18 protein-coding genes are annotated in these 22,319 nt (G+C 35.5%); 12 read left to right on the forward strand and 6 right to left on the reverse strand.

The annotated features are described in order from the left end of the window. Positions 1-15 precede the first annotated feature (15 nt). The 3 genes from radC (at position 16) to OMO38_RS01405 (ending at position 2,610) form a co-directional block, all read left to right on the forward strand. Complete coding sequence (radC, locus tag OMO38_RS01395) at positions 16-693, forward strand: RadC family protein (RefSeq protein ID WP_264748460.1); 678 nt, start codon at positions 16-18, stop codon at positions 691-693. After that, on the forward strand, positions 690-1,607 hold the full coding sequence (locus OMO38_RS01400; protein WP_264748461.1) for a hypothetical protein: 918 nt from the start codon (positions 690-692) through the stop codon (positions 1,605-1,607). The genes radC and OMO38_RS01400 overlap by 4 nt, the downstream gene beginning before the upstream one ends. 70 nt (positions 1,608-1,677) lie before the next feature. Further along, positions 1,678-2,610 carry a phytanoyl-CoA dioxygenase family protein gene (locus OMO38_RS01405; RefSeq protein ID WP_264748462.1) on the forward strand — a complete coding sequence of 311 codons (933 nt, stop codon included), beginning with the start codon at positions 1,678-1,680 and terminating at the stop codon, positions 2,608-2,610. Positions 2,611-2,614: 4 nt separating this feature from the next. Here OMO38_RS01405 and OMO38_RS01410 read toward each other — a convergent pair whose 3' ends face one another. Further along, positions 2,615-3,274 carry an FkbM family methyltransferase gene (locus OMO38_RS01410; RefSeq protein ID WP_264748463.1) on the reverse strand — a complete coding sequence of 220 codons (660 nt, stop codon included), beginning with the start codon at positions 3,272-3,274 and terminating at the stop codon, positions 2,615-2,617. 293 nt (positions 3,275-3,567) lie between these two features. Here OMO38_RS01410 and OMO38_RS01415 point away from each other — a divergent pair, with 293 nt between their 5' ends. The 3 genes from OMO38_RS01415 to OMO38_RS01425 all read left to right on the forward strand — a co-directional run bounded on the left by OMO38_RS01415 (position 3,568) and on the right by OMO38_RS01425 (position 7,637). After that, positions 3,568-4,080 (forward strand): DUF7935 family protein, encoded by a 513-nt coding sequence (locus tag OMO38_RS01415; RefSeq protein ID WP_264748464.1) that lies wholly within the window; start codon positions 3,568-3,570, stop codon positions 4,078-4,080. Between the two features lie 23 nt (positions 4,081-4,103). Then, on the forward strand, positions 4,104-4,715 hold the full coding sequence (locus OMO38_RS01420) for an inorganic pyrophosphatase (RefSeq protein WP_264748465.1): 612 nt from the start codon (positions 4,104-4,106) through the stop codon (positions 4,713-4,715). 186 nt (positions 4,716-4,901) lie between these two features. Then, on the forward strand, positions 4,902-7,637 hold the full coding sequence (locus OMO38_RS01425) for a sodium-translocating pyrophosphatase (protein ID WP_264748466.1): 2,736 nt from the start codon (positions 4,902-4,904) through the stop codon (positions 7,635-7,637). Between the two features lie 88 nt (positions 7,638-7,725). On the opposite strand, the gene OMO38_RS01430 is transcribed toward OMO38_RS01425, so the two are convergent. Continuing rightward, complete coding sequence (locus OMO38_RS01430) at positions 7,726-8,865, reverse strand: aminotransferase class I/II-fold pyridoxal phosphate-dependent enzyme (RefSeq protein WP_264748467.1); 1,140 nt, start codon at positions 8,863-8,865, stop codon at positions 7,726-7,728. 156 nt (positions 8,866-9,021) lie between these two features. Between OMO38_RS01430 and OMO38_RS01435 the strand changes: the two genes are divergently transcribed. The 3 genes from OMO38_RS01435 to OMO38_RS01445 are packed head-to-tail and all read left to right on the forward strand — an operon-like array spanning position 9,022 to position 11,008. After that, positions 9,022-10,077, forward strand: coding sequence for a M28 family metallopeptidase (locus OMO38_RS01435; RefSeq protein ID WP_264748468.1), 1,056 nt, complete (start codon positions 9,022-9,024; stop codon positions 10,075-10,077). Positions 10,078-10,132: 55 nt separating this feature from the next. After that, positions 10,133-10,501, forward strand: a complete 369-nt coding sequence (locus OMO38_RS01440) for a VOC family protein (protein ID WP_264748469.1) — start codon at positions 10,133-10,135, stop codon at positions 10,499-10,501. A 6-nt stretch (positions 10,502-10,507) separates the two neighbouring features. Beyond that, positions 10,508-11,008: an endonuclease V gene (locus OMO38_RS01445; protein ID WP_264748470.1), complete on the forward strand. Its 501-nt coding sequence runs from the start codon at positions 10,508-10,510 to the stop codon at positions 11,006-11,008. A 262-nt stretch (positions 11,009-11,270) separates the two neighbouring features. On the opposite strand, the gene OMO38_RS01450 is transcribed toward OMO38_RS01445, so the two are convergent. Beyond that, positions 11,271-12,704 carry a S41 family peptidase gene (locus OMO38_RS01450; RefSeq protein WP_264748471.1) on the reverse strand — a complete coding sequence of 478 codons (1,434 nt, stop codon included), beginning with the start codon at positions 12,702-12,704 and terminating at the stop codon, positions 11,271-11,273. Positions 12,705-13,108: 404 nt separating this feature from the next. On the opposite strand from OMO38_RS01450, the gene OMO38_RS01455 reads away from it, so the two are divergent. Continuing rightward, a complete protein-coding gene (locus OMO38_RS01455; RefSeq protein ID WP_264748472.1) occupies positions 13,109-14,926 on the forward strand; it encodes a T9SS type A sorting domain-containing protein in 1,818 nt (605 codons plus the stop codon). Positions 14,927-15,594: 668 nt separating this feature from the next. Here OMO38_RS01455 and uvrA read toward each other — a convergent pair. Further along, the gene (gene uvrA / locus OMO38_RS01460; protein ID WP_264748473.1) at positions 15,595-18,381 is read right to left on the reverse strand and encodes an excinuclease ABC subunit UvrA; all 2,787 of its coding nucleotides are present in this window, start codon (positions 18,379-18,381) and stop codon (positions 15,595-15,597) included. A 397-nt stretch (positions 18,382-18,778) separates the two neighbouring features. Between uvrA and OMO38_RS01465 the strand changes: the two genes are divergently transcribed. Next, entirely contained in the window at positions 18,779-20,590 is a 1,812-nt protein-coding gene (locus OMO38_RS01465; protein WP_264748474.1) for a TonB-dependent receptor plug domain-containing protein, read from the forward strand. 51 nt (positions 20,591-20,641) lie between these two features. Continuing rightward, the gene (locus tag OMO38_RS01470; protein ID WP_264748475.1) at positions 20,642-21,361 is read left to right on the forward strand and encodes a DUF2490 domain-containing protein; all 720 of its coding nucleotides are present in this window, start codon (positions 20,642-20,644) and stop codon (positions 21,359-21,361) included. Here the strand turns inward: OMO38_RS01470 and OMO38_RS01475 are convergent. Both OMO38_RS01475 and OMO38_RS01480 read right to left on the reverse strand, forming a co-directional pair. Beyond that, positions 21,358-21,804 (reverse strand): phosphohydrolase, encoded by a 447-nt coding sequence (locus OMO38_RS01475; protein ID WP_264748476.1) that lies wholly within the window; start codon positions 21,802-21,804, stop codon positions 21,358-21,360. The two genes, OMO38_RS01470 and OMO38_RS01475, sit on opposite strands and share 4 nt — an antisense overlap. 101 nt (positions 21,805-21,905) lie before the next feature. After that, the gene (locus OMO38_RS01480; RefSeq protein WP_264748477.1) at positions 21,906-22,214 is read right to left on the reverse strand and encodes a hypothetical protein; all 309 of its coding nucleotides are present in this window, start codon (positions 22,212-22,214) and stop codon (positions 21,906-21,908) included. Positions 22,215-22,319: the final 105 nt, after the last annotated feature.

Below are 22,319 nucleotides of genomic sequence, written 5' to 3' on the forward strand. Positions count from 1 at the left end.
AGTAATTCGCACAATATGTCTATTAAATTTCTTGCCGAAGACGACAGACCTAGAGAGAAATTTTTGCTGAAAGGTAAAAATTCACTTTCTGATTCTGAACTTCTGGCGATCATTATGGGAAGCGGCAGTAGAGATGAAACAGCAGTGGAACTTGCAAGAAAAATTTTAGCTTCGGTCAACAACAATTGGCACCAACTGAGTTTACTGACGATCAAAGATCTGATGAAATTTAAAGGAGTTGGCGAGGTAAAGGCAATTTCTATAGCAACAGCTCTGGAGATTGGTAGACGGAGAGCAGCACAGGAAATTCCTGAAAAACCTCAAATTTCCAGCAGTAAAGATGCTTATCAAATTTTTAAGCTTCATTTGGCTGATCTTAGAACAGAGGAATTCTGGGCAGTATCTTTAAATCAAAGCAACAAGGTCATTCATGTTGCACAGCTAACTCAGGGTGGAATTAACCAATCAATTGTTGATCTCCGCATTGTTTTTAAAACAGCTCTAGAACACTTTGCCACAGGAATTATCATTTCGCACAATCACCCTTCAGGAAATCTAAAACCAAGCGCCGAAGACATCAGCATCACCAAAAAAGTAAAAGAAGCCGGAAATCTTATGAATATCCAGCTTCTTGATCATCTCATCATTACCCAAAATTCTTATTTAAGTTTCGCCGACGAAGGAATATTATGATCAGAAGATTAAAATACGCAGAAATTGATTTTGCGAAATATACCAAATGCTTAGAAAGTTCTGAACAAAGGAAATATTCTGCAGCAAGTAATTTTCTGGATATCACTTCGGATAAACAGTGGGAATTATTAATCTATAATGATTATGAAGCAGTAATGCCCATACCTTTTGTGTATAAATTTGGACTTAAAATTGTTCACAATCCTATGCTTTGTCAGCAAGTGGGAATTTTTTCAGCCAAAGATTCTGTTGAAATTAATGAACAGTTTCTCTCTTACTTAGAAAAAAATTATCTTATCAGAATTTATCCATTTAATGATGCGAATAATTTTCATTCAGATTTAAAAAAGAAAAAAAATTACATCATTTATCCTGATTCTTATGCAAGTATCTACTCAAAATATTCTCCGAAAAGAAAACGCAAACTGCGTTCGGAGCCTGAAATTCTTGCTGATTCAACAGTGAAAACAATCAGTTTTAAAGATGCGCAGGAATTTATTCAATCTCATTTAATTGGTGCAGATAAAGAAGGGGATACCGTTCGTTTTATTAAAATTTTCGAAGATTTATTTCACTCTGGATTTGTCCATTTTTATGCTTATTACTATCAAAGCGCGATTATCAATGTCATCGCAGTGTATTCAGACGACAAAACAAATGCTTTGCTGGGAACATTCAATGATAAAAATTATGTGAAACTTTCCGGAGCTTCCATTCTTATCGATCAGGTGATTAAAGAAAATATCAATCAGAAGATTTTTGATTTTGAAGGAAGTGAATTACCGAATGTTGAAGAATTTTTCAGAGGTTTCCGCCCCGAACTGAAACCATTTCCTGTTATTGAGTCTACTAAAAAGGAGTTATTATTTAAATGGTTAAGCCCGAAATACCTTTTCAGATTTTTGAATAAATAAAGATTCTAGTTTAGATTAATTCTAAATATTATTCTTAAATTTATACAGTAATTATCAATGTAATCCAGAGATGCTCAATAAAATCAGAACTTATAAATTTCCTTATATCGTTTACAATTTTTTTAACAAGAAAAAACTGAAACATAATATTCCGCTTTATAAAAAGTTCGGACTGGATAAAAGTTATTTTTCGAGTATCTCAAGCAAAGATTTTTCAAATCTTCCTGCCAATGAAAGGAAGGTTGATTATTCAAAATTGTTGGAAACGGATCTTTACAAAAATCTAAGTCATGAAAATCAAAATTCTGTTCTCGAATTTGATGATAAAGGCTTTTTGGTACTGAGAAATTTTCTGACTGAAAAAATTGCTGATCAGATCAACAGCGAAATTGATAAGCTGATATCTGATGGAACAGTGAAATTCCGATATGGTGGTAAATTAATGTTCGTCATTCATCACTCGGAAATCGTAAAAAATATCGGAAATGACAAACAGCTGTTAGAATTTCTCTCAGTACTAATAGACGGTCAGGCAAAGCTCTTTCAAAGTATCAATTTCATCAACGGAAGTCAGCAGAAAACTCATTCAGACAGTATTCATATGACGACTTATCCGCTCGGCGGTCTGCTGGGAGTTTGGATAGCACTTGAAGATGTTGATGAAAGCAACGGTGCGCTACATTATATCCCTGGAAGTCATAAGCTACCATATTTTTTAAATTCTGACTATGATAATGAAGGTTCAACCTTCAAAATAGGGAAGAAGAGTTACAAGGCCTATGAAGAATTCCTGGAAGGCAAAGTAAAAGAATTGGGGTTGAAAAAAGAAGTTTTCAGAGGTAAAAAGGGTGATTTACTTATCTGGCATGCCAATATTTTGCACGGAGGAGAGCCACATCTGGACAAATCAAAAACCAGAAAAAGTCTTGTTTATCATTACTTTGATGAAAAGAGTGTCTGTTATCATGAGGTTACGCAGCGACCTGCACTTTTTGAGTTGTAAATCACTAGTCTTTTGTCAGCGTCAGAACAGAATCTTCATTTCGTTTGATACTGAATCCAAATGGCATTAGATTTTTATTTAAATCTGACGAAGTATAAGGATGATGAATTTCTATAATGATATTGTCAACTTCTGAAAGCCATGAATTATTCCTGTTCAGTAAATCAATTTCTCCACCTTCAATATCTATTTTCATAAGATCAATATGGGGAATTTCAAAATTCTTTTGCAAAGTTTCTATTGAGATCGCTTTAGTAGACACTCCCGTTTCTGAAATTTTCTGATTGTACGAAAGTTCATCATTGCTGAAATTCACAAAGCCGTCTTCAAAATACGCAGCAGCATTTACACAGATGATATTTTTAAATGAGCCTGTGTTTACTTTTAGCAGTTCGAAATTTTCCAGTGAGGCTTCAACCGCATATATTTTTGAATCGGGATATTTCAATGATAAATAGATGGAAGTCATCCCGATATGTGCTCCCAAATCAACAATGATTTTCGGATTTGTTTTTAAAAGAGACAGATGCTGTGCATATGTTTTCATCCAAAATATCTCGTAAAAAACACCGATATCTCCCTTAAATGTTCTCAGGAAAAGATCGAATTTTTTAGATCCACTTTTTAAATGATAAATAAAAGTTTCATTGTCTTTAAGATCCAAAGTGTTTTCCTTTAATCTAGAGCTGTATCTTTTTGAGTTTACTATGAGAGAAACCCACGATTTAAAACTGTGACTTATCTTTGAGCTAAAAAGAAATTTTGAAACGTAATTTTTAAGAGACATGCTTGATTTTGGGGATTTCGGTGGCGTAAAATTACTTTAAATTTCATTGAAAATAACTGAGTTTTGACGATTTATTATCTTCTCTAATTACTTGTGGGCAAAGCTTTTATTAAAACTTGTTAAAATAACGATTAAATAACAAATATTTAGTAATTTTGCTTCCTCAAATTATGACAGATTTTTCAGACTATTTACCGTACGCTTTTGCATTGATTGTGGCGATTCCTTTTTTGGTTTTGCTGAGACAGTTTGTCTATACCTATATTAATTTAAAAAATCAGGAAATCAAATTACTTTCTGTAAAATCTAATTCTGAAAATAAAACGCATTCTTATGAAAGAATGACTCTGTTTTTAGAAAGAATCAAACCTTCCAATCTTATCCAGAAATTTGATAAAGATCTGGCAGCTCATGAATTTGTATTTCTTACGGAAAGAACGATTAATGAAGAGTTTGAGTATAATTCTTCTCAACAGTTATACTTAACAAAAAATGCATGGCAGAATATTGTTGATTCAAAAAATGCTGTGATAGACCTTCTTCACAAAACTTACGAAAGTCTGAATAACAATGCAAATCTAAACGAATTTAAGACCGTTCTCATCATGAATTACATGAATGAAGATGACTACATCGGAGCGACTATTGAAGATTTGCGAAGAGAGATTTTAATAATTGCGTAAACTATAAAAATAAAGATAAATAAATGATTCCAAATTTTAAAGCACATCCGTGGCATGGGATTTCTGCAGGAGAAGATGCGCCAAACGTGGTTAACGTTTTCGTGGAAATTGTTCCTTCAGATACTATTAAATACGAAATTGACAAAGCTACAGGATATTTGAAGGTTGACAGACCTCAGAAATTCTCAAACATTATTCCCGCGTTATACGGATTTGTTCCAAGAACATACTGTAATGAAGAAGTAATGAAACTGGCTGTAGAAAGTGGAGCAAATGACGTTACAATGGGAGATCATGATCCATTGGATATCTGTGTTTTAAGTTCTCACAATATTCATTCTGGAGGTTTATTGATGGAGGCTATTCCAATCGGCGGTTTCAAAATGATTGATGATGGTGAAGCTGATGATAAAATCGTTGCTGTAATGGTGAGTGACCACGCTTTCGGACATTTCAGAGATATTGCTGAACTTCCAGAAGCTGAAGTTAAAAGACTGATGCACTACTTTTTAACGTATAAAAATCTTCCGGATGAGCCTGCAAAATGTAGAATTCAGGAAGTTTACGGCGCTGAGCACGCTAGAAAAGTAATTGTAGCTTCTCAAAACGATTACGCAAGCAAGTTCGGAGGATAAAAATCTCTCCATAAAAAATATAAAGAGTAAATGAATTTTCATTTGCTCTTTTTTATTGAAGATCAACGATCTACTAATTGTTGGGATTACCATTATTCAGAAGCTTTTAAGACATTAAAACATTTTCCATTGCAAATAAAATAATTTGGTATATTTATTAATGTATTACCAAACAAATATTAAACTATGGAATTATTTTATTTAGTACCCATTTTTGGTGTCATCGCATTACTCTATACATTCCTTCAAAGCAATTGGGTGACCAAGCAAAATGCAGGTAATGAAAAGATGAAAGTAATCAGCGGACACATTGCTGACGGAGCTATGGCTTTCCTAAAAGCAGAATACAAAATCTTAACTTATTTTGTTGTCATCGTCGCCATTCTACTTGCCGTTATGGGAACCACGAATTCAAATTCGCACTGGAGCATCAGTATTGCTTTCGTAATTGGCGCCGTTTTTTCTGCTTTGGCAGGATTTATCGGAATGAAAATCGCCACTAAAGCGAACGTTCGAACTGCTGAAGCTGCAAGAACTTCATTGGCTAAGGCGTTAAAAGTTTCTTTTGCAGGAGGTTCTGTAATGGGAATGGGCGTTGCCGGACTGGCTGTGCTAGGTCTGGGAGCTTTGTATTTAATTATCAAACAGATCTTCGCTGCGGACGCTCCTGTCGACTCTCATGAAATGGAAAGAACTATTGAAATTCTTACAGGATTTTCTCTAGGAGCCGAATCAATTGCATTATTTGCAAGAGTAGGTGGTGGAATTTACACCAAAGCTGCCGATGTGGGAGCTGATTTGGTAGGAAAAGTAGAAGCGGGAATTCCCGAAGACGACCCCCGAAACCCAGCGACTATCGCAGATAACGTGGGTGATAATGTAGGCGATGTTGCAGGAATGGGTGCCGATTTGTTCGGTTCTTACGTTGCGACAGTATTAGCTACCATGGTTTTGGGACGCGAAACGATTTCTGATGACTCGTTTGGAGGCTTTGCACCAATTCTATTACCCATGTTAATTGCAGGAACAGGGATTATATTTTCAATGATCGGAACGTTGTTCGTCAAAATTAATGACGACGATGATTCATCCACTTCAAGTGTTCAGAATGCATTAAACCTCGGAAACTGGGGAAGTATCGTCATCACGGCAATATTATCATATTTTCTGGTAAATTATTTATTGCCGGAAACCATGGTGTTACGCGGAATAGAATTTACCAAGATGGGTGTTTTCGGAGCAATCATGGTTGGTTTAGTTGTGGGAACTTTAATGAGTATCATTACAGAATACTACACTGCGATGGGCAAAAGACCCGTTAAAAGCATTGTAAAACAGTCTTCAACAGGTCATGCAACCAATATCATTGGTGGCCTTTCTGTAGGGATGGAGTCTACCTTTTTACCGATCATAGTTTTGGCCGGAGGTATTTACGGTTCGTACTTATGTGCCGGACTTTATGGAGTTGCCATTGCAGCAGCGGGAATGATGGCGACAACAGCCATGCAGCTGGCAATTGACGCATTCGGACCGATTGCCGATAACGCTGGGGGAATTGCAGAAATGAGCGAGCTTCCAAAAGAAGTGCGTGAGAAGACAGATATTTTGGATGCTGTGGGAAATACAACTGCCGCAACCGGAAAAGGTTTTGCAATTGCCTCAGCAGCTTTGACAGCTTTAGCATTGTTTGCAGCGTTTGTAGGTATTGCAGGAATAGACGGTATTGATATTTACAGAGCAGATGTTCTCGCAGGATTATTTGTCGGCGGAATGATTCCGTTTATCTTTTCTTCATTGGCAATTACAGCGGTAGGACAGGCTGCCATGGCAATGGTGGAAGAAGTAAGAAGACAGTTCAGAGAGATCCCTGGAATTTTAGAAGGAAAAGCAGAACCCGAATATGAAAAGTGCGTTGCCATTTCTACAGAGGCATCACTAAGAAAGATGATGCTGCCGGGAGCAATTGCGATTATATCACCTCTTTTAATAGGTTTTATTTTCGGACCTGAAGTTTTGGGTGGGTTTTTAGCGGGAGCGACCGTTTGCGGAGTATTGATGGGAATGTTCCAGAATAACGCAGGTGGAGCTTGGGATAATGCTAAAAAATCTTTTGAGAAAGGAGCAAAAATCAACGGAGAAACGTATTTTAAAGGTTCAGAACCGCACAAAGCTTCTGTTACCGGAGATACAGTGGGAGATCCGTTTAAAGATACTTCAGGACCATCAATGAATATTTTAATTAAATTAATGTCTATTGTTTCATTGGTTATCGCACCGACTTTAGCTGTGATGCACAAAGATAAAATTGATGCCAACAGACAGGCGAAAATTGCAAGCTTAACTGGAATGGCTGGAGTTCATTCAGCTGATCAGAATGCAGCTGGTGCAAATACTATAGTTGTTCCGCAGGAAATCATGGGTCAAATGAATGAAGATGGTGATTTTGTATACGATACAGGAAATGTGCAGGAAATTAAACTGAAAGGAGGAAAGACGATCTCATTGGGAAATCAAAGCGAACTTTATGTAATGTACGATCACATCAAAAGAAATGATCAGCAGGTCTTAGATCCCAATGCATGGTTCACGATAGAGAATCTTTACTTTCAAACAGCGTCAAGTGACTTAAAAGATGGATCAGAAACACAGCTGATGAATTTAGCCGAGATTCTGAACGCATATCCTAATGTTAAAATTAAGGTGGGTGGTTATACAGATAATTTAGGAAGTGAAGAAGCCAACAGACAGCTTTCTAACCTACGAGCGCAGACAACTAAACTAAAACTGTTAGAATTGGGTATTGCAGGAGACAGGATAGAAGCTGAAGGTTATGGCTCACAGCATCCTGTTTGTGCAGCTAATGATACGGATGAGTGTATGGCAAAAAACAGAAGAATCGACGTCAGAGTTCTTTCTTTGTAAGAAAATCTAAACTTTCATTTAAAAATAAAACACCGCAAGAAAATGCGGTGTTTTTATCTTTGAAAATCTGCGTGAGTTGCGAGAAGTCCTATAAATTTTTCTTCAGATGTTCCAAAGCCTGTATGATCACATCATCTCTCTTAGCAAAACTAAATCTAATATAATCTGAATCCTGTCTGGAATTGTAAAATGCAGAAAGCGGCAGACAGGAAACTTTTTTCTCAACCGTGAGCCATTTAGAAAACTCAACATCGGTCATGGTTTTAGAAACATTTCTGAAATTCACCAACTGAAAAAATCCACCTTCCGCTTTTTCTTCGATTTGCAGTGGAGTATCTTTAATCATTTCATTAAAAATATTCCTCTTGTCCTGCATTATTTTCTGATTGTCTGCAGGATCAAAAACTTCAAGATACTTAGCAATCGCATATTGGCAGGGTGCATTTGAACTGTATGAGATGTACTGCTGATGACTTCTGAAATTATCCAGCAATTCTTCTGAAGCTAAGAGATAGCTCACCTTCCAACCTGTGGCATGGAACATTTTACCAAAAGAGAAAATAGAAAACGTTCTCTTTTTAAGTTCAGGATGCAGAAACGGACTGTAATGTGAAATACCGTCGTAGCAATAAATATCATAGATTTCTTCTGAAATTAGATAAATCTCCTGATTTTTAATCATCTGATACAGTTGCTCCCAATCTGAAGCGGTCCACATTTTTCCTGTCGGGTTTTGCGGAGAGTTGATGATAATCGCTTTGGTTTTATCAGAGATGCAGTTTTGAAGTTTCTCCCAATCTATTTCAAAATCATGATCAAGATTATAATACACAGGAACACCGCCATTTAAAACAATAGAGGGAGCATAAGTATAGTAAGACGGCTGAATGATAACCACTTCATCACCAAATTCCAAAATAGATTTCAATGAAGTGTAGAGCGCAAAAGTAGAGCACGGAACAATATTGACTTCCTCTCTTTTTAATTCTAATCTGTTCGTTCTTTTCAGATTAAACTGAAGAATATTCTCAATCAGCAAAGGATTGCCGGCGAGCGATTCGTAACTGTGAGTGATGACATCTGCAGACTCTTTCAGGTAGTGCCGCAGTCGAGGATCAATCTCAAAATCAGGAAGACCTAATGACAAATCAAAGCTGTGATGTCTTGAAGCAAGTTCAGACATTTCAGTGAAAAATTTAAAATCATTAAATCCGTAATTCTTTTTCATAGTGCTTATCAAATATATAAAAAAAAAGATACCGCACGCAGTTAAATTATTTTCATTAATTTTAAACCAATAATTATAACTAAAATTGCCCTTACAACTGTAATTGAATAATCATACATGGCGGTATTATGGACTTTTAAAAAATAAAATTTATCTATGAAAAAAATTCTTATTCCTATATTTTCTCTGGTCATTTTGACGAGTTGCGGAACCTCAAAAGTTGCTGTGAATGATAAAAGTTCTTCAACTGCATCAGGTTCAAGCGTATTTAAAAGTGATAAAGGTTTTCAATCTGCTTATCAAACAATTAAGCTGGAGGATTTGAAGAAAAATCTCTACGTGATTGCAGCAGATGATATGGAAGGTCGTGACACGGGAAGCCCTGGACAAAAGAAAGCTGGAGTTTACATGACTAATTATTATAAAAGTATTGGAGTTTCTTTTCCGAAGACTTTAGGTTCTTACTACCAAAAAGTGTCCGCTGAATATATGAAACAGAGAGGTGCAAGAAATCTACCTGATTCAGAAAATATATTAGCTTTTATTGAAGGGAGCGAAAAACCTGAAGAGATTGTCGTAATTTCGGCTCATTACGATCACGTAGGAACACGAAATGGAGTAGTGTACAACGGAGCAGATGACGATGGAAGCGGAACAGTAGCGGTGATGGAAATTGCCAAAGCATTTCAAAGCGCCAAAAAAGCTGGGAACGGACCAAAAAGATCGATCTTATTCCTTCATGTTACCGGTGAGGAACATGGATTATTTGGTTCTGAATACTATTCAGATAATCCAGTTTTTCCTTTAGCGAACACAGTTGTGGATTTAAATATCGACATGATCGGTCGCGATGATCCCGAAAACAGAGGTAAAAATTATGTTTACGTTATTGGGTCAGAAATGTTGAGTTCTGAACTGAAAGTGATTAATGAAGCTGCCAACAAAAAAACAGTTAATATGGAACTGAATTATAAATACGACGATCCTAAAGATCCTGAAAGATTGTATTACAGATCAGATCATTATAATTTTGCTAAAAATAATATTCCTGTTGCATTTTTCTTTGACGGAATTCATGAAGATTACCACAAACCGACGGATGACGTTGAAAAAATCGACTATTCGATGTTGCAGAAAAGAACACAATTGGTTTTTGCGACGGCTTGGGAAATTGCCAACAGAGAAGCAAGAATTGTAGTTGATAAAAAATAAGTTACTGTCCGGGCCTACAGAATTTTCCTGTAGGTTTTTTTTTATTTAAATAAATATGAAGCAAAAAATTAAATCTATCCGCCCTTTTGTAGGAGCTAAAAATTTTGAAGAAAGCAGAGCATTTTACAGAGATTTAGGTTTTGAGGAAACTGTGCTTGAACACAATTTTTCTGTCTTTAAAAAAGATGATATTGCATTTTATCTACAGGATTATTATGCAAAAGAATGGATTGAAAATACGATGATTTTTATTGAAGTTGAGGATACTGAAGAGTATTATCTTGAGTTATCCGCTCTCAATCTTCCACAAAAATATCCATCTGCAAAGCTCAGCCCGGTCAAAACGATGGATTGGGGTAAAGAATGTTTTCTCCACGATCCTTCAGGAATTCTTTGGCATTTTGGAGAATTTTTCGATAAGTAATCCAGCATGATCTACGCTTTTGATACTTATTATCTGAACGATATTGCCAAAACTGTCTGCATTGCATTTGAAGACTGGGATTCAGATATTGAGAAAGAAATATTTACCGAAAAAATTTCAGTCGCAGCACAATACGAAAGTGGTGCGTTTTATAAAAGAGAGCTGCCATGTATCTTAAGTTTACTGTCAAAAATTAATTTGAAAGAAAATGACATTATCATTGTTGACGGTTATGTAAGTTTAAATGATGATGGAAAAATGGGATTGGGCGGCTATCTTTACGAAGCATTAGATAAAAACTTTCCCATTGTAGGAATCGCAAAGAATGAGTTTTCAGCTGCGGATTCTCAAAGGCGGTCGGTTTATCGCGGAGTAAGCAAAACGCCACTATTCGTAACCGCCATCGGAATTGATGTGGATGAAGTACAAAAGAAGATTGAAAAAATGCACGGTAGTTTTAGATTTCCAACACTGCTAAAAAAACTGGATCAGCTGACGAGAGAATGATTTTCGTTGTCATATTTTAAACTGACAAAAGTCAGTTTAATTTTATTTAGATCAATTCTAAATAATTATATATTTGTATATCGATTAAAACAAATCAAAGGAATAACAGAGTTCATATCCATATTAATTTTTCATTTTTCAAGAGACTGGCGAAATATTTTCTGCCAGTTTTTTATTTAAAATCCTTAAATAAAAAGGGCTTTGATGTAAATCAAAGCCCTTTCATTCTTAATTATCCAAATTCAGTTTGAAAGCTAGACCTTTATTTTGAAATCCAATGGCTCGCTGACTCTATTTGATGATCTACTTCAGAATTTTTTGATGGCTCAACAAATTCATCGGGCTGTATTTTACCTGTGTAGTTTTTCCCTGTTCTGTCCATTTCATAAGAACTTGCCAAAAGAAGCATCTTCCCATCGCTGAGTTTGAATCCGTCGTTGGCGCTGGTCAGTCCTGCAGAAGGAGTTCCAAATGTTTTCACATTGGTTTTCCCGATAAAAGAGATGGCCGTAGCTTCACCACTGCTTGCTGTGTATGGACCAATTAAAACTGCAATTCGATTATTTTCATTTTTAAGATGATAAGGTTTGCTGACTTTGGTATAACTGGCTTTTCCATTTTTATATTTCCATGCAGTTTTCTTTTTTCCATCTGTAAAATATCCCAGAGTACCATCGCCGATCAATGGTCCTAAACCTGCAATCATGGGATACATATTTCCTCCTGTATTGGTTCTCAGATCGACAATCCAACCTTTGATATTATTTTCGCTGTCCAGTTTTTCAATCATTTGCTGAATTTTATCTGCAAAAGAATTGCCGACTGTTTTGTTTACAGATGAAAATCCGGGAACCATAATATAGCCGATATTGCCACTTAAAATTTTGCTTTCCGGTTCTTTAGCGACAGGATTAGATGTGTTTTTTTTATCAACAGTATTTTTAGATTCAATAAAAGAATGCGAATCGCCTGCTTCCCGCAATGTTTTCATCATGTACTGCAAGGCTGGTGCTGTGTCTTCAATACTTTCCATTCCTTTAGAAACTTTCTGCAGATTGGTTTCCATTGTAGTCCAATCAATTTTCTCTCTAAAAATTGAATTTTTCTGAATGATTTTTTTAAATTCATTAACATATCTCAAAGCCTCTGCAGATGCCGGTTTGTCAGAAAAAGGAATTTCAGTTACGCTGAAATCATCAAACCAAACTTTTCCACCTTTCGATAAATAGCCGCCGAGCAAGAAATTATCTGCTTTATCATCCACCATAAATTCCAAAGAATACTTTTTCCAATCAGCATTAGGAACGACATTCTTTCCCTGAGATATTGAATTTCCAAAATCGATCATAGTATCCTCTTTATCTCTCACCTGTGTCCACATTGCAATATCTCCTGCAGTGTTTTCAGATTTTATATAAGCGCTTATTTCAATCGTACGCAAACCTTTTCCGGGGATTTTTATTACCTGAGAAAATGGCTGAAAGCCAACTGCATCAGTTTTTGAGCATTGTAACAGCAAAGAATTGTTCCCTGAGTGCTTGACATTTTGATCGACCTTTATTTCGTAAGGGTCAACCGTTTTTGCTTTCCAATCTGTGGGAGCAGCATCTGCAAGATTTTCGAAACCCGGGTTTTTCAGTTGCGCCTGCGCAAAAACGCCTGCAAGGACAAGCAGGCTGAATAAGTTTTTCTTCATAGTTTTTAGATTCGGTCAAAAATAACAAAGATGATCAACATAACTATTTTATTTATGAAATTTTAACGAAAGAATCCGCTCTTTAGAAGCGGATTCAATAGATAAATACATCTCATTTTTTAATTAAACAACAACAAAAAAGCACAGCCGACGATGCTGTGCTTAAATTTTTATTTCAAATTTAATTGCAATTCCGAAAACGAAGAGAGCAAAAAATGATTTCATTTCAGTTTTATTACATAGTAAATGTAAGAATATTTTTAATACGCAATATCAATTTAATGTTAAAATTAACAGGTTATCCACATTTTTTTGTGGATAAGTCCAATTTTTATTTTTTAAGAAAATTGATTTAACATAATATGATTATTTAGTATATTGTGAGTGAATTAATACCACCTACCATGATCACAAAATTATTTTCTTTATTATCAATTATCTGTATTGGAAAGCTTTACCATGCCCAAAATAATTTTCCTTATGAAAGAGAATGGGGAACTTATGTAGGCGGCACTGGTACTTATTTGTCAGAATTCTCTGTAACAGGGACATCTCTTTTTAAAGATTCACAGAACAATTTTTATGTACCGGGAACAACTTCATTCGCTAACGGATATAATGCATCATATTATAATCAATTTGTTGCAGGAGGTGGAAACACAATTTTTCCGGGAACATCAAATTATTACAATGCCCAATTTTCAAGTGGCGGTCAGCTTTTAAAAGGAAGCTACTATAGTAATGCAAATTTCGAACGTATTCTTGGTATTGATGCATTAGATAATGTGTACACTATGAAAAGAATGCCGGGACAAATTCAGAACCTCGCAACATCTGGAGCATGGCTTACACAGGGCACTAACGCTGCAGGGACTTTTACCATAATTCTTTCGAAGCGTGATGCCAATAATAATTTACTGTGGACTACTTACCTTCCAAACAATGGTGGTTCACAATACTTTACATTAAGATTTGATGATCAGCAGAATGTATATTTGTTGGGTAATACTCATGAAGATATTCCAGGATTGGGAACAGCAGGTGTATTTCAGCAAAACTTCGTCCCTTATTCAGTTTCAAATATTCAACATGATAATTCTTATCTGGTAAAACTTAGTCCTTCAGGACAGAAAATTTGGGGAACATTCAGTGTGACCGGAATTTTTGATTTTAAATTTTATAATAATGAACTGTATCTTGTGTCTCAGTATTTCCCGGCTATGCCAGGAAATTTCACTGACCCAGGCACGTTCCAACCGATTGTACCTGCATCAAATATTATTATGAAATGGAATGCGAATACAGGTCAAAAAGTGTGGGGTACATTTTATGGAACTCCTCTCAACCCGCAATTGTATACTGGTTCGGGGATCAGTGTTATTCAAGTTAATTCGACCGGTATCTATGTAAGTGGTCAAAACGAAGATGATGATTATCCCACTTATTTTGCAACGCCTGGCGCATTTAAAGGTCAAATGACTGGTGGAGATCTTTTTCTTAGCAAATTTGATTTGACAGGAAATCGTGTCTGGAGCACCTATTTTGGCGGCATTGGCTATGATATAATTAATGGATCCGACAACCTTACAGTTTTAGACAACAGAATCATTATTACAGGATCTCAAAATGGTTCGGCGAGTAATATTTCAACTCCCGGAGCATTTCTCACGACCGTTCCAAATCCTTCGGGTTCCAGCAATATGTATTTTGCGGAATTCGATCATTTAGGAAATAGAAAATGGGCTTCTTACTACGGTGGTCTGGGCGGAAACTTCTTTGGAGAACACCTCAATGCTAAATTCCTGAATAATGGTTCTTTTGTATTGTGGGGACTAACGGGGTCACCGACCGGTATAGGCACAGAAGGTGCAGCGCATCAGAATATGACGAATCCTTATCCTGGAAATCCGTTTGGCTTCATTGCTAGATTTAATTTGAAAAATGAATTGTTGACATCAGATTTAGTTAAAGATAATGGCCTGCAACTGTACGACAATCCTAATAACGGTAGTTTCACTATTTCAGGAGGCATTTTAGAAAAACAGAAAACAAGTCTCTCGATTTTTGATATGTCCGGGAAGTTAATTTATCAGACTGCATGTGAGAAGAAGAAAATCAATCAATTTGATTTAAATAATAAATTGATTAAAGGAAATTATCTACTTGAAGTGGTTTCTGAAAAAGGTGAAAAACTAAAAATTTTTAAAATGACTGTGAAGTAATAAAAAGGAAGCAATTTTGCTTCCTTTTTTATGATTGACTGCGAAGAGCTTTCTTTTCAAAAGGTGCTATTATTCTTACAGTATATGAGTGATAGCCTAAACTGTCGATGTCTTATAATAACCTGTAAATATCTAAATTCTTAATCGTATCACTTTTAAATGAAAACGATAAAGTTTGAAGTCTACCTTGATGATCTTTCATATTCTTCTCAAAAGATTTATCCTTTAGTAATGAGTAAATTTGATTATTATCGATTTGATGTAAACTGTCTTTACTAAGTTTTCTGTTGATTATATCATTGTCATCTACATGCCAACCACACCAATTCCATATCGATTCTTCATTATAAAAATATACTTTACCGCTATTTAAAATGATAAAATTCACCGCTCCTTTAGAAAAATCATATGACTTATCCTCCTTAATGGTCGATAACTCTGGATTTTTGGCAAACGCTTCTTGAGTCCGCTTTTAAATAATATTATTATTATATTTTGAAACGGAGAAAACTTTCTTTTCAACAATTTTCTGCTCATCATTTTTGCATGATGAAAAAAGCTAGCATAATAAATAATAAAGTTAAAACTTTCAATACTGATGTAAGTATAAGACTACAGACACTAAAGTATCAAAAGCCAATAACAATAAGCCAACCGCCAAAAGCCACTTACAGTTTCTCCGCAATATACTTCGCTGTATGAGACTTCTTATTTTTTGCCAAATCTTCTGGCGTACCCGCAAAAACTACTTCTCCACCATACTTTCCGGCTTCCGGGCCGATATCGATAATGTGATCAGCAGATTTCATAATATCGGGTTGATGTTCAATCACAATTACTGAATGTCCAAGGTCGATTAAAGCCTGAAGTGACTTTAACAACTTTTGAATATCATGGAAATGCAAACCTGTTGATGGTTCATCAAAAATAAATAATGTTTTATCTGTAGTCACACCTTTTACAAGAAATGATGCCAGTTTCACACGCTGCGCTTCACCGCCGGAAAGTGTAGAAGAGCTTTGCCCCAACTGCAGATATCCCAAACCAACTTCCTGAAGCGGAGTCAGTTTTGTAACAATTTTATCTTCTTTATTATCTTTAAAAAATGTCAAAGCTTCGTCAACGGTCATGTGAAGAATATCCGAAATATTTTTTTCGTCAAATCTTACTTCAAGAATCTCGTTTTTGAAACGTGTTCCTTTACACACTTCACATTCCAGTTCTATATCAGCCATAAACTGCATCGAAACATTGATGACTCCTTCACCTTTACATTCATCGCATCTTCCGCCATCAACGTTGAAAGAAAAATGTTTTGGCTTATAACCCATCATTTTCGAAACCTTCTGTTTAGAATATAGATCTCTGATGTCGTCATACGCTTTCAAATACGTAACAGGATTTGAACGGGATGATTTTCCGATGGGGTTTTGATCGATTAATTCAATATGCTTCACCAGTTTCTTAGGAAATTCCACAGAATCGTAATCACCTTTTTTACCGCCCATTCCCAGCTGAATCTGAATGTCATTGGTCAAAATTTCTTTCATCAAAGTAGATTTTCCACTTCCGGAAACTCCTGAAATTACTACCAAACTTTCCAAAGGAACATCAACGTCAATATTTTTAAGATTGTTTGTTCTTGCCCCTTTGATATGAATAAATTCTTTTGCTTTTCTACGCTTTTCAGGAACTTTTATTTCAAGTCTTCCTGTCAGATACTTCGACGTCAGTGTATCCGCATCTTTTAATTCTTTATAATCTCCGGCGAAAACCAATTCACCACCTAAATAACCCGCTTCCGGACCAATATCAATGATGTAGTCTGCGGCTCTCATCACGTCTTCATCGTGCTCAACGACGATAACTGTGTTTCCTAAATCTCTGAGATTCTTTAAAACGCCAATCAGATTTTCAGTATCACGAGAGTGCAATCCAATCGACGGTTCATCTAAAATATAAATAGAACCTACCAGAGAACTTCCCAAACTCGTTGCCAGATTAATTCTCTGACTTTCTCCACCTGAAAGCGTGTTGGATGTTCTGTTGATCGATAAATATCCTAATCCTACTTTCAGTAAAAACTCCAGTCGGGTAGTAATTTCGTATAACAACCTCTTGGCAATATCTTTATCATGCTGAGACAATTTTAAACCATGAATCATTGGCGAAAGTTCATCCAGAGGAAGCTCAATCATCGACTGAATATTGTGACCGTCAATTTTCACCCAAGTTGTTTCTTCTCGCAAACGCAAACCTTCACAGGTCGGGCAAAGTGTTTTCCCACGATAACGGGACAGCATCACACGGTATTGAATTTTATATAAATTTTCCTCAAGCATGTTGAAGAAATTATTCAAAGACGGAAAAGATTTACTTCCGTCACCTTTCCATAAATAATTTTTCTGTTCCTTGGTTAATTGATGATAAGGCTTATGAATTGGGAAGTCTTTCGCTTTTTTAATAAAATCTTTCTTCCATTCGCTCATGGTTTCTCCTTTCCATGATGCGATGGCATCTTCAAAAACAGATAATGCTTTGTTCGGAATCACCAAATCTTCATCAATACCAATCACTTTACCGTAACCTTCACACGTAGGACAGGCTCCGTATGGATTATTAAAACTGAAGAAATGAACATTGGGTTCAAGAAATTCCAGTCCGTCAAGCTCAAATTTATTAGAGAAATCTCTAGTTTCTGCGGTCTCAATATTCTTTAATGAACAGTATCCACGACCTTCATAGAAAGCCATTTGAATAGAATCTGCCAAACGCTGAAGAAAACTCTCATCATCTTCATAAGAAAAACGGTCGATAACCAGATTGATCACCATACCTTTCCCAGGTGCAAACCCGAAACTTTCAAGATCTTCAATGCCGGCAACATTTCCGTTTACTTCCAGTCTTGTAAAACCGGCAAGCTTTAAAATATTTAGATTTTCTGTAAAATTTTCAATATCATATTCAAGCGGGGCAGTTAAGAGAAATGAAGTATCTTTTTTTGCTGATTTAATATAATCTATCACATCAGAAACAGAATCTTTTTTCACTTCATCACCAGAAACCGGAGAAAAAGTGCGTCCGATTCTTGCAAAAAGAAGCTTCATGTAATCGTAAATCTCAGTTGAAGTTCCCACCGTAGAACGTGGATTTGAAGAAATTACTTTCTGCTGAATCGCAATTGAAGGCGCTAAACCTTTGATATCGTCAACTTTAGGTTTTTCAAGCTTGCCTAAAAACTGACGTGCGTACGAACTCAAACTTTCCACATAACGTCTCTGTCCTTCTGCATAAATAGTGTCAAACGCCAAAGAAGATTTTCCGCTTCCGGAAACTCCTGTGATGACGATCAATTTATTCTTAGGAATTAAAACATCGATGTGTTTCAGGTTGTTAAGATGTGCATTCTTAACGAAAACCTGTTTTTTTATATCTATTTCTGTAATTGGAGCCATAGTAAAATTAAGACCTACAAAAATACGAAATTTTGACGGATTTAATTAAAATAAATCCACTGCGAAACAAGGATATTTAGCAGGTGGAATTTAAAAATTTAAGATTAAAAAATACTTAGCAAAATATTAATTTCTCAATATGATATTTTTAGTATTGATCATATCCGGTAATTATTTCAGAAAGATTTATATTGAAAATTTTATCAAAAAGTAATTAAAAATGAAACGAATTGTTATAAATTTTCATAGAAATATTTACAGAGAAAAAAGTTATCCAACACTCAAGATTTCCTTTAAATAAGCACTCTGCGACAATATTTTTTTATGATATGTATCATTTTTTGTTTGTGAAAAAGTCTTCTAATTTTGGAAGCTTCAAACTAAACTAAAAAGTACAATGAACAAACAGCTACTCGCAGCTTTTCTTCTTGCAGGAATTTGCAGTATCAAGGCGCAGGAAAAAACTGCAGAAATTGATTCTATAGAAATTCAGGGGAAATTTATTTCTACACCTTATAAAAATGCCAACCAAAACATTTCTGTCATTACAAAAACAGATATTTTAAATTCACCGGCAACAAGCATTGACGAAATTTTACAGCAAATTCCCGGGATGGATATCAGAAGAAGAGGAGCCAACGGTGTACAGAGTGATATCGGTTTTCGCGGTAGTTCTTTTGAGCAGGTTCTTTTGCTTCTTAACGGTATAAGAATGAATGACTCGCAAACCGGTCACAATTCGCTGAATGTTCCTGTAGATTTGGAAGATGTTGAAAGAATTGAAATCATTAAAGGTCCTGCGGCAAGACGTTTTGGGCAGAATGCGTATGCGGGAGCGATTAATATTATCACCAAAGCCAATCCTGGAAAAAGAGTGAAAATTCGGGCAGAGGGTGGCGATTACGAAACGTACGGACTTGGTTTAAATGCCAATTTTGGGAACGAAAAATTTTCAAATCTGTTACAGGCAAACTCAAATTCTTCGCAAGGATACAGACATAATACAGATTTTGAGATGAAAAATGTGTTCTATCAGAATCAGTTAAAAATAAAAGATGGAAGCATCAGATTGCAGGCAGGTATTTCTGAGAAAAAATTCGGGGCAAACGGTTTTTATTCATCGCCTGCTGCGACTGAGCAGTATGAAGAACTTCAGGCATCCATCGTAAGTTTGGCTTATCAGCAAAACTTTGGAAAGTTAAAATTAAATTCAAATGTGTATTGGCGAAGAGGGCAGGATATGTACCTTTTCAATAGAGAAAAGCCTGAGATTTACAGAAATATGCACATTGGAAATAATGTGGGTGGAGAAGTCAACTCAACATACACTTCAAATTTGGGAACAACAGGATTGGGTGTAGAATTACGTAAAGAATTTCTGGCCAGTAATAATTTAGGACACAGAGAGCGATTTGTTTCGCAGGTATTTTTTGAACACCATATTTCACTGCTGGACAAAAAATTAAATATCACACCCGGAATTTCCTGGGCCAACTATTCCAACGAAGGAAACTTTTTTTACCCGGGATTGGATGTAGGATATTCATTTTATGAAAATAATAAAATCTATGGAAACATCTCCAAAGTGCATCGTGTACCTACTTTCACAGATTTGTATTATACCAGTAAAACCGAGCAGGGCAATGAAAATTTAGTCCCTGAAAGCGCTGTGTATGCAGAGATTGGATATCAATATCAGACTAAAAATATTTTAGGAAAAGTAAGTGGTTTCTACAGAGGCTCATCAGATGCGATCGACTGGGTTAAAAGTTCTTTGCAGGATCCTGTCTGGTATGCAAAGAATGTTGGTGATACCGAAATAAAAGGTATTGAAGCTGAATTGAGTCATCAGGTTTTCGACTGGATGAAATATACGGTTGGTTATACGTACTTAGACAATAAGTTTAAAGAGTTCAGCGGTGGGTATTCAAGATATGTTTTGGATAATCTGAAACATCAGTTTGTAGCAAAATTAAATACAAAGTTTTTAAAATATTTCACCAATGAATTGGTTTACAGATATAATGACCGCGTGAATCTTGGAAGTTACAATCTTCTGGATGAAAAATTAAGTTTTAATAAAAATGATTTTTCTGTTTACGTTTTGGTAAACAATGTAACAGATTCTGATTATACAGAAACTTTTGGAGTTCCTATGCCGCAAAGATGGTTTCACATAGGCTTTACTTACAATATTAATATTAAGTAAACTTAACATTACTTAATTGTTAAATCATTTACTTTTGCAAAAATTTTTTGGATGAAACTTATTACAAGTCTTGGTTTTGTTTTGATGATGAGTCTTTTGAGTGCTCAGGAACATATTTCCGCTTTTAATGCGCTGACTGTAACTTATAAGTTTCATCCAAAATTTTTCCTGTATGCCGAAGGTCAGTCGAGAGGTATCGAGGAATATACTTATCCCGATTACTACGAGATCAAAGGAGGTTTAGGATATAATTTGACCAAAAATCACAAGCCATTTATCGGATTAGGGAGATACGCAACGTACAAAGATCATGCGATTAATAGAGAGGAATTTCGTGTATGGCTGCAGGATGTCATCGATTTTAAAAGCGGAGTGGTAAAGTTTGAAAACAGGTTCCGTGCAGAAAAATCATGGTTTTATGAGCCACAGACAGACAAAAGATCTGAGAGAATGCGTTACCGTTACCGTCTGAATATTTCTGTTCCTTTAAATGCTAAAAAAATTGCACCGGGGACATTATTTGCAAACGTTTATGATGAAATTTTCATTGTATCACCAATAAAACCTGCATTTGCAAGAAATAGAGTGTATGGTGGTCTTGGTTATCAGATTGATGATAACTTTGGTGTTCTGGGCGGATATTTGTGGCAGAGAGAATTTGATGCAAAAGGAAATAAAAATGTACACTTCATTTATTTAGCCTTAAACATAAATATCGACGGAACGAAAGGCCATGAGCCCAAAACCTATCATTTTCCGGGAGCAGATTAATATTTCTCAGACAGATAGCGATATGCTTTCAGATATTTGTTGAATCTTGTGATATCCTTCGCAGTCAGTTCTCGGTTAACTCTTCTCAAATCCATATTATCGCGAAGATCATTGAGTTTTACAGCAACTGCAAGCGGAGAACGTTCTGTTCTCTTCACAAAATCATCGTAAATCTCATCCGGATCATATTTGGTCAGACAGCTGACTGCATAGAGAATATATTCTGGAAATCCTTCATTTCGTAAAAATTCAATACTGAAATCCTGCGGATTGTCTTCTACCACATCGTGCAATACTCCCACAATTTTCTCGTCCAAAGTTTTACCATATTCCATGACCCTCATTACATGAGCAATATAAGGTGCGTGGTATTTATCTTTTTGACCTTTATGTGCTTTATCAGCGATTCTAATAGCTTTATGTAGAAGTTCCTCTTTTGTCATCTTATAAAAATAGACTACAAAAATATAAAACAGCCTTTATAAATTCTATATTTTTCAAATTAATTTTAGAAGATGTTATCAACAATGAAGGGCATCAGAATTTATTTATTTGCCAGTTTTTTTGTTTTTTTTGAATTTTTAGAATCAAAAGAATTTAAGATTTTAAAATGATCATTATTTTTTACCGGCGCTTTTAAAATCGTGTACATTTCAGGGTTTACAGGTTTAGCATTCGGCATTTTATAAAGTTTTGCAATTGCGCTGTCAGCAGATGCCTGTTCAGTTTCTTTTACAATAGGAGAATTGAACTTGTGAAGATCTAAACTGTCACTCTTTAATGGCTCGACAAGCGTCGTCTGAGCAGAAAATATACCTGAAAATATTAAAAATGAACCTACGATGATTTTCATAAATTTTGTTTGATTTAAAATTATAAAAAATATTTCATTTTTAAATGAATTGCTTTTAAATTCTCACGAAATATCTCCCTAACATTATTTAACTCTCTAAACAAT

The sequence above is a fragment of the Chryseobacterium kimseyorum genome, from assembly GCF_025971945.1.
GTDB lineage: Bacteria > Bacteroidota > Bacteroidia > Flavobacteriales > Weeksellaceae > Chryseobacterium > Chryseobacterium kimseyorum.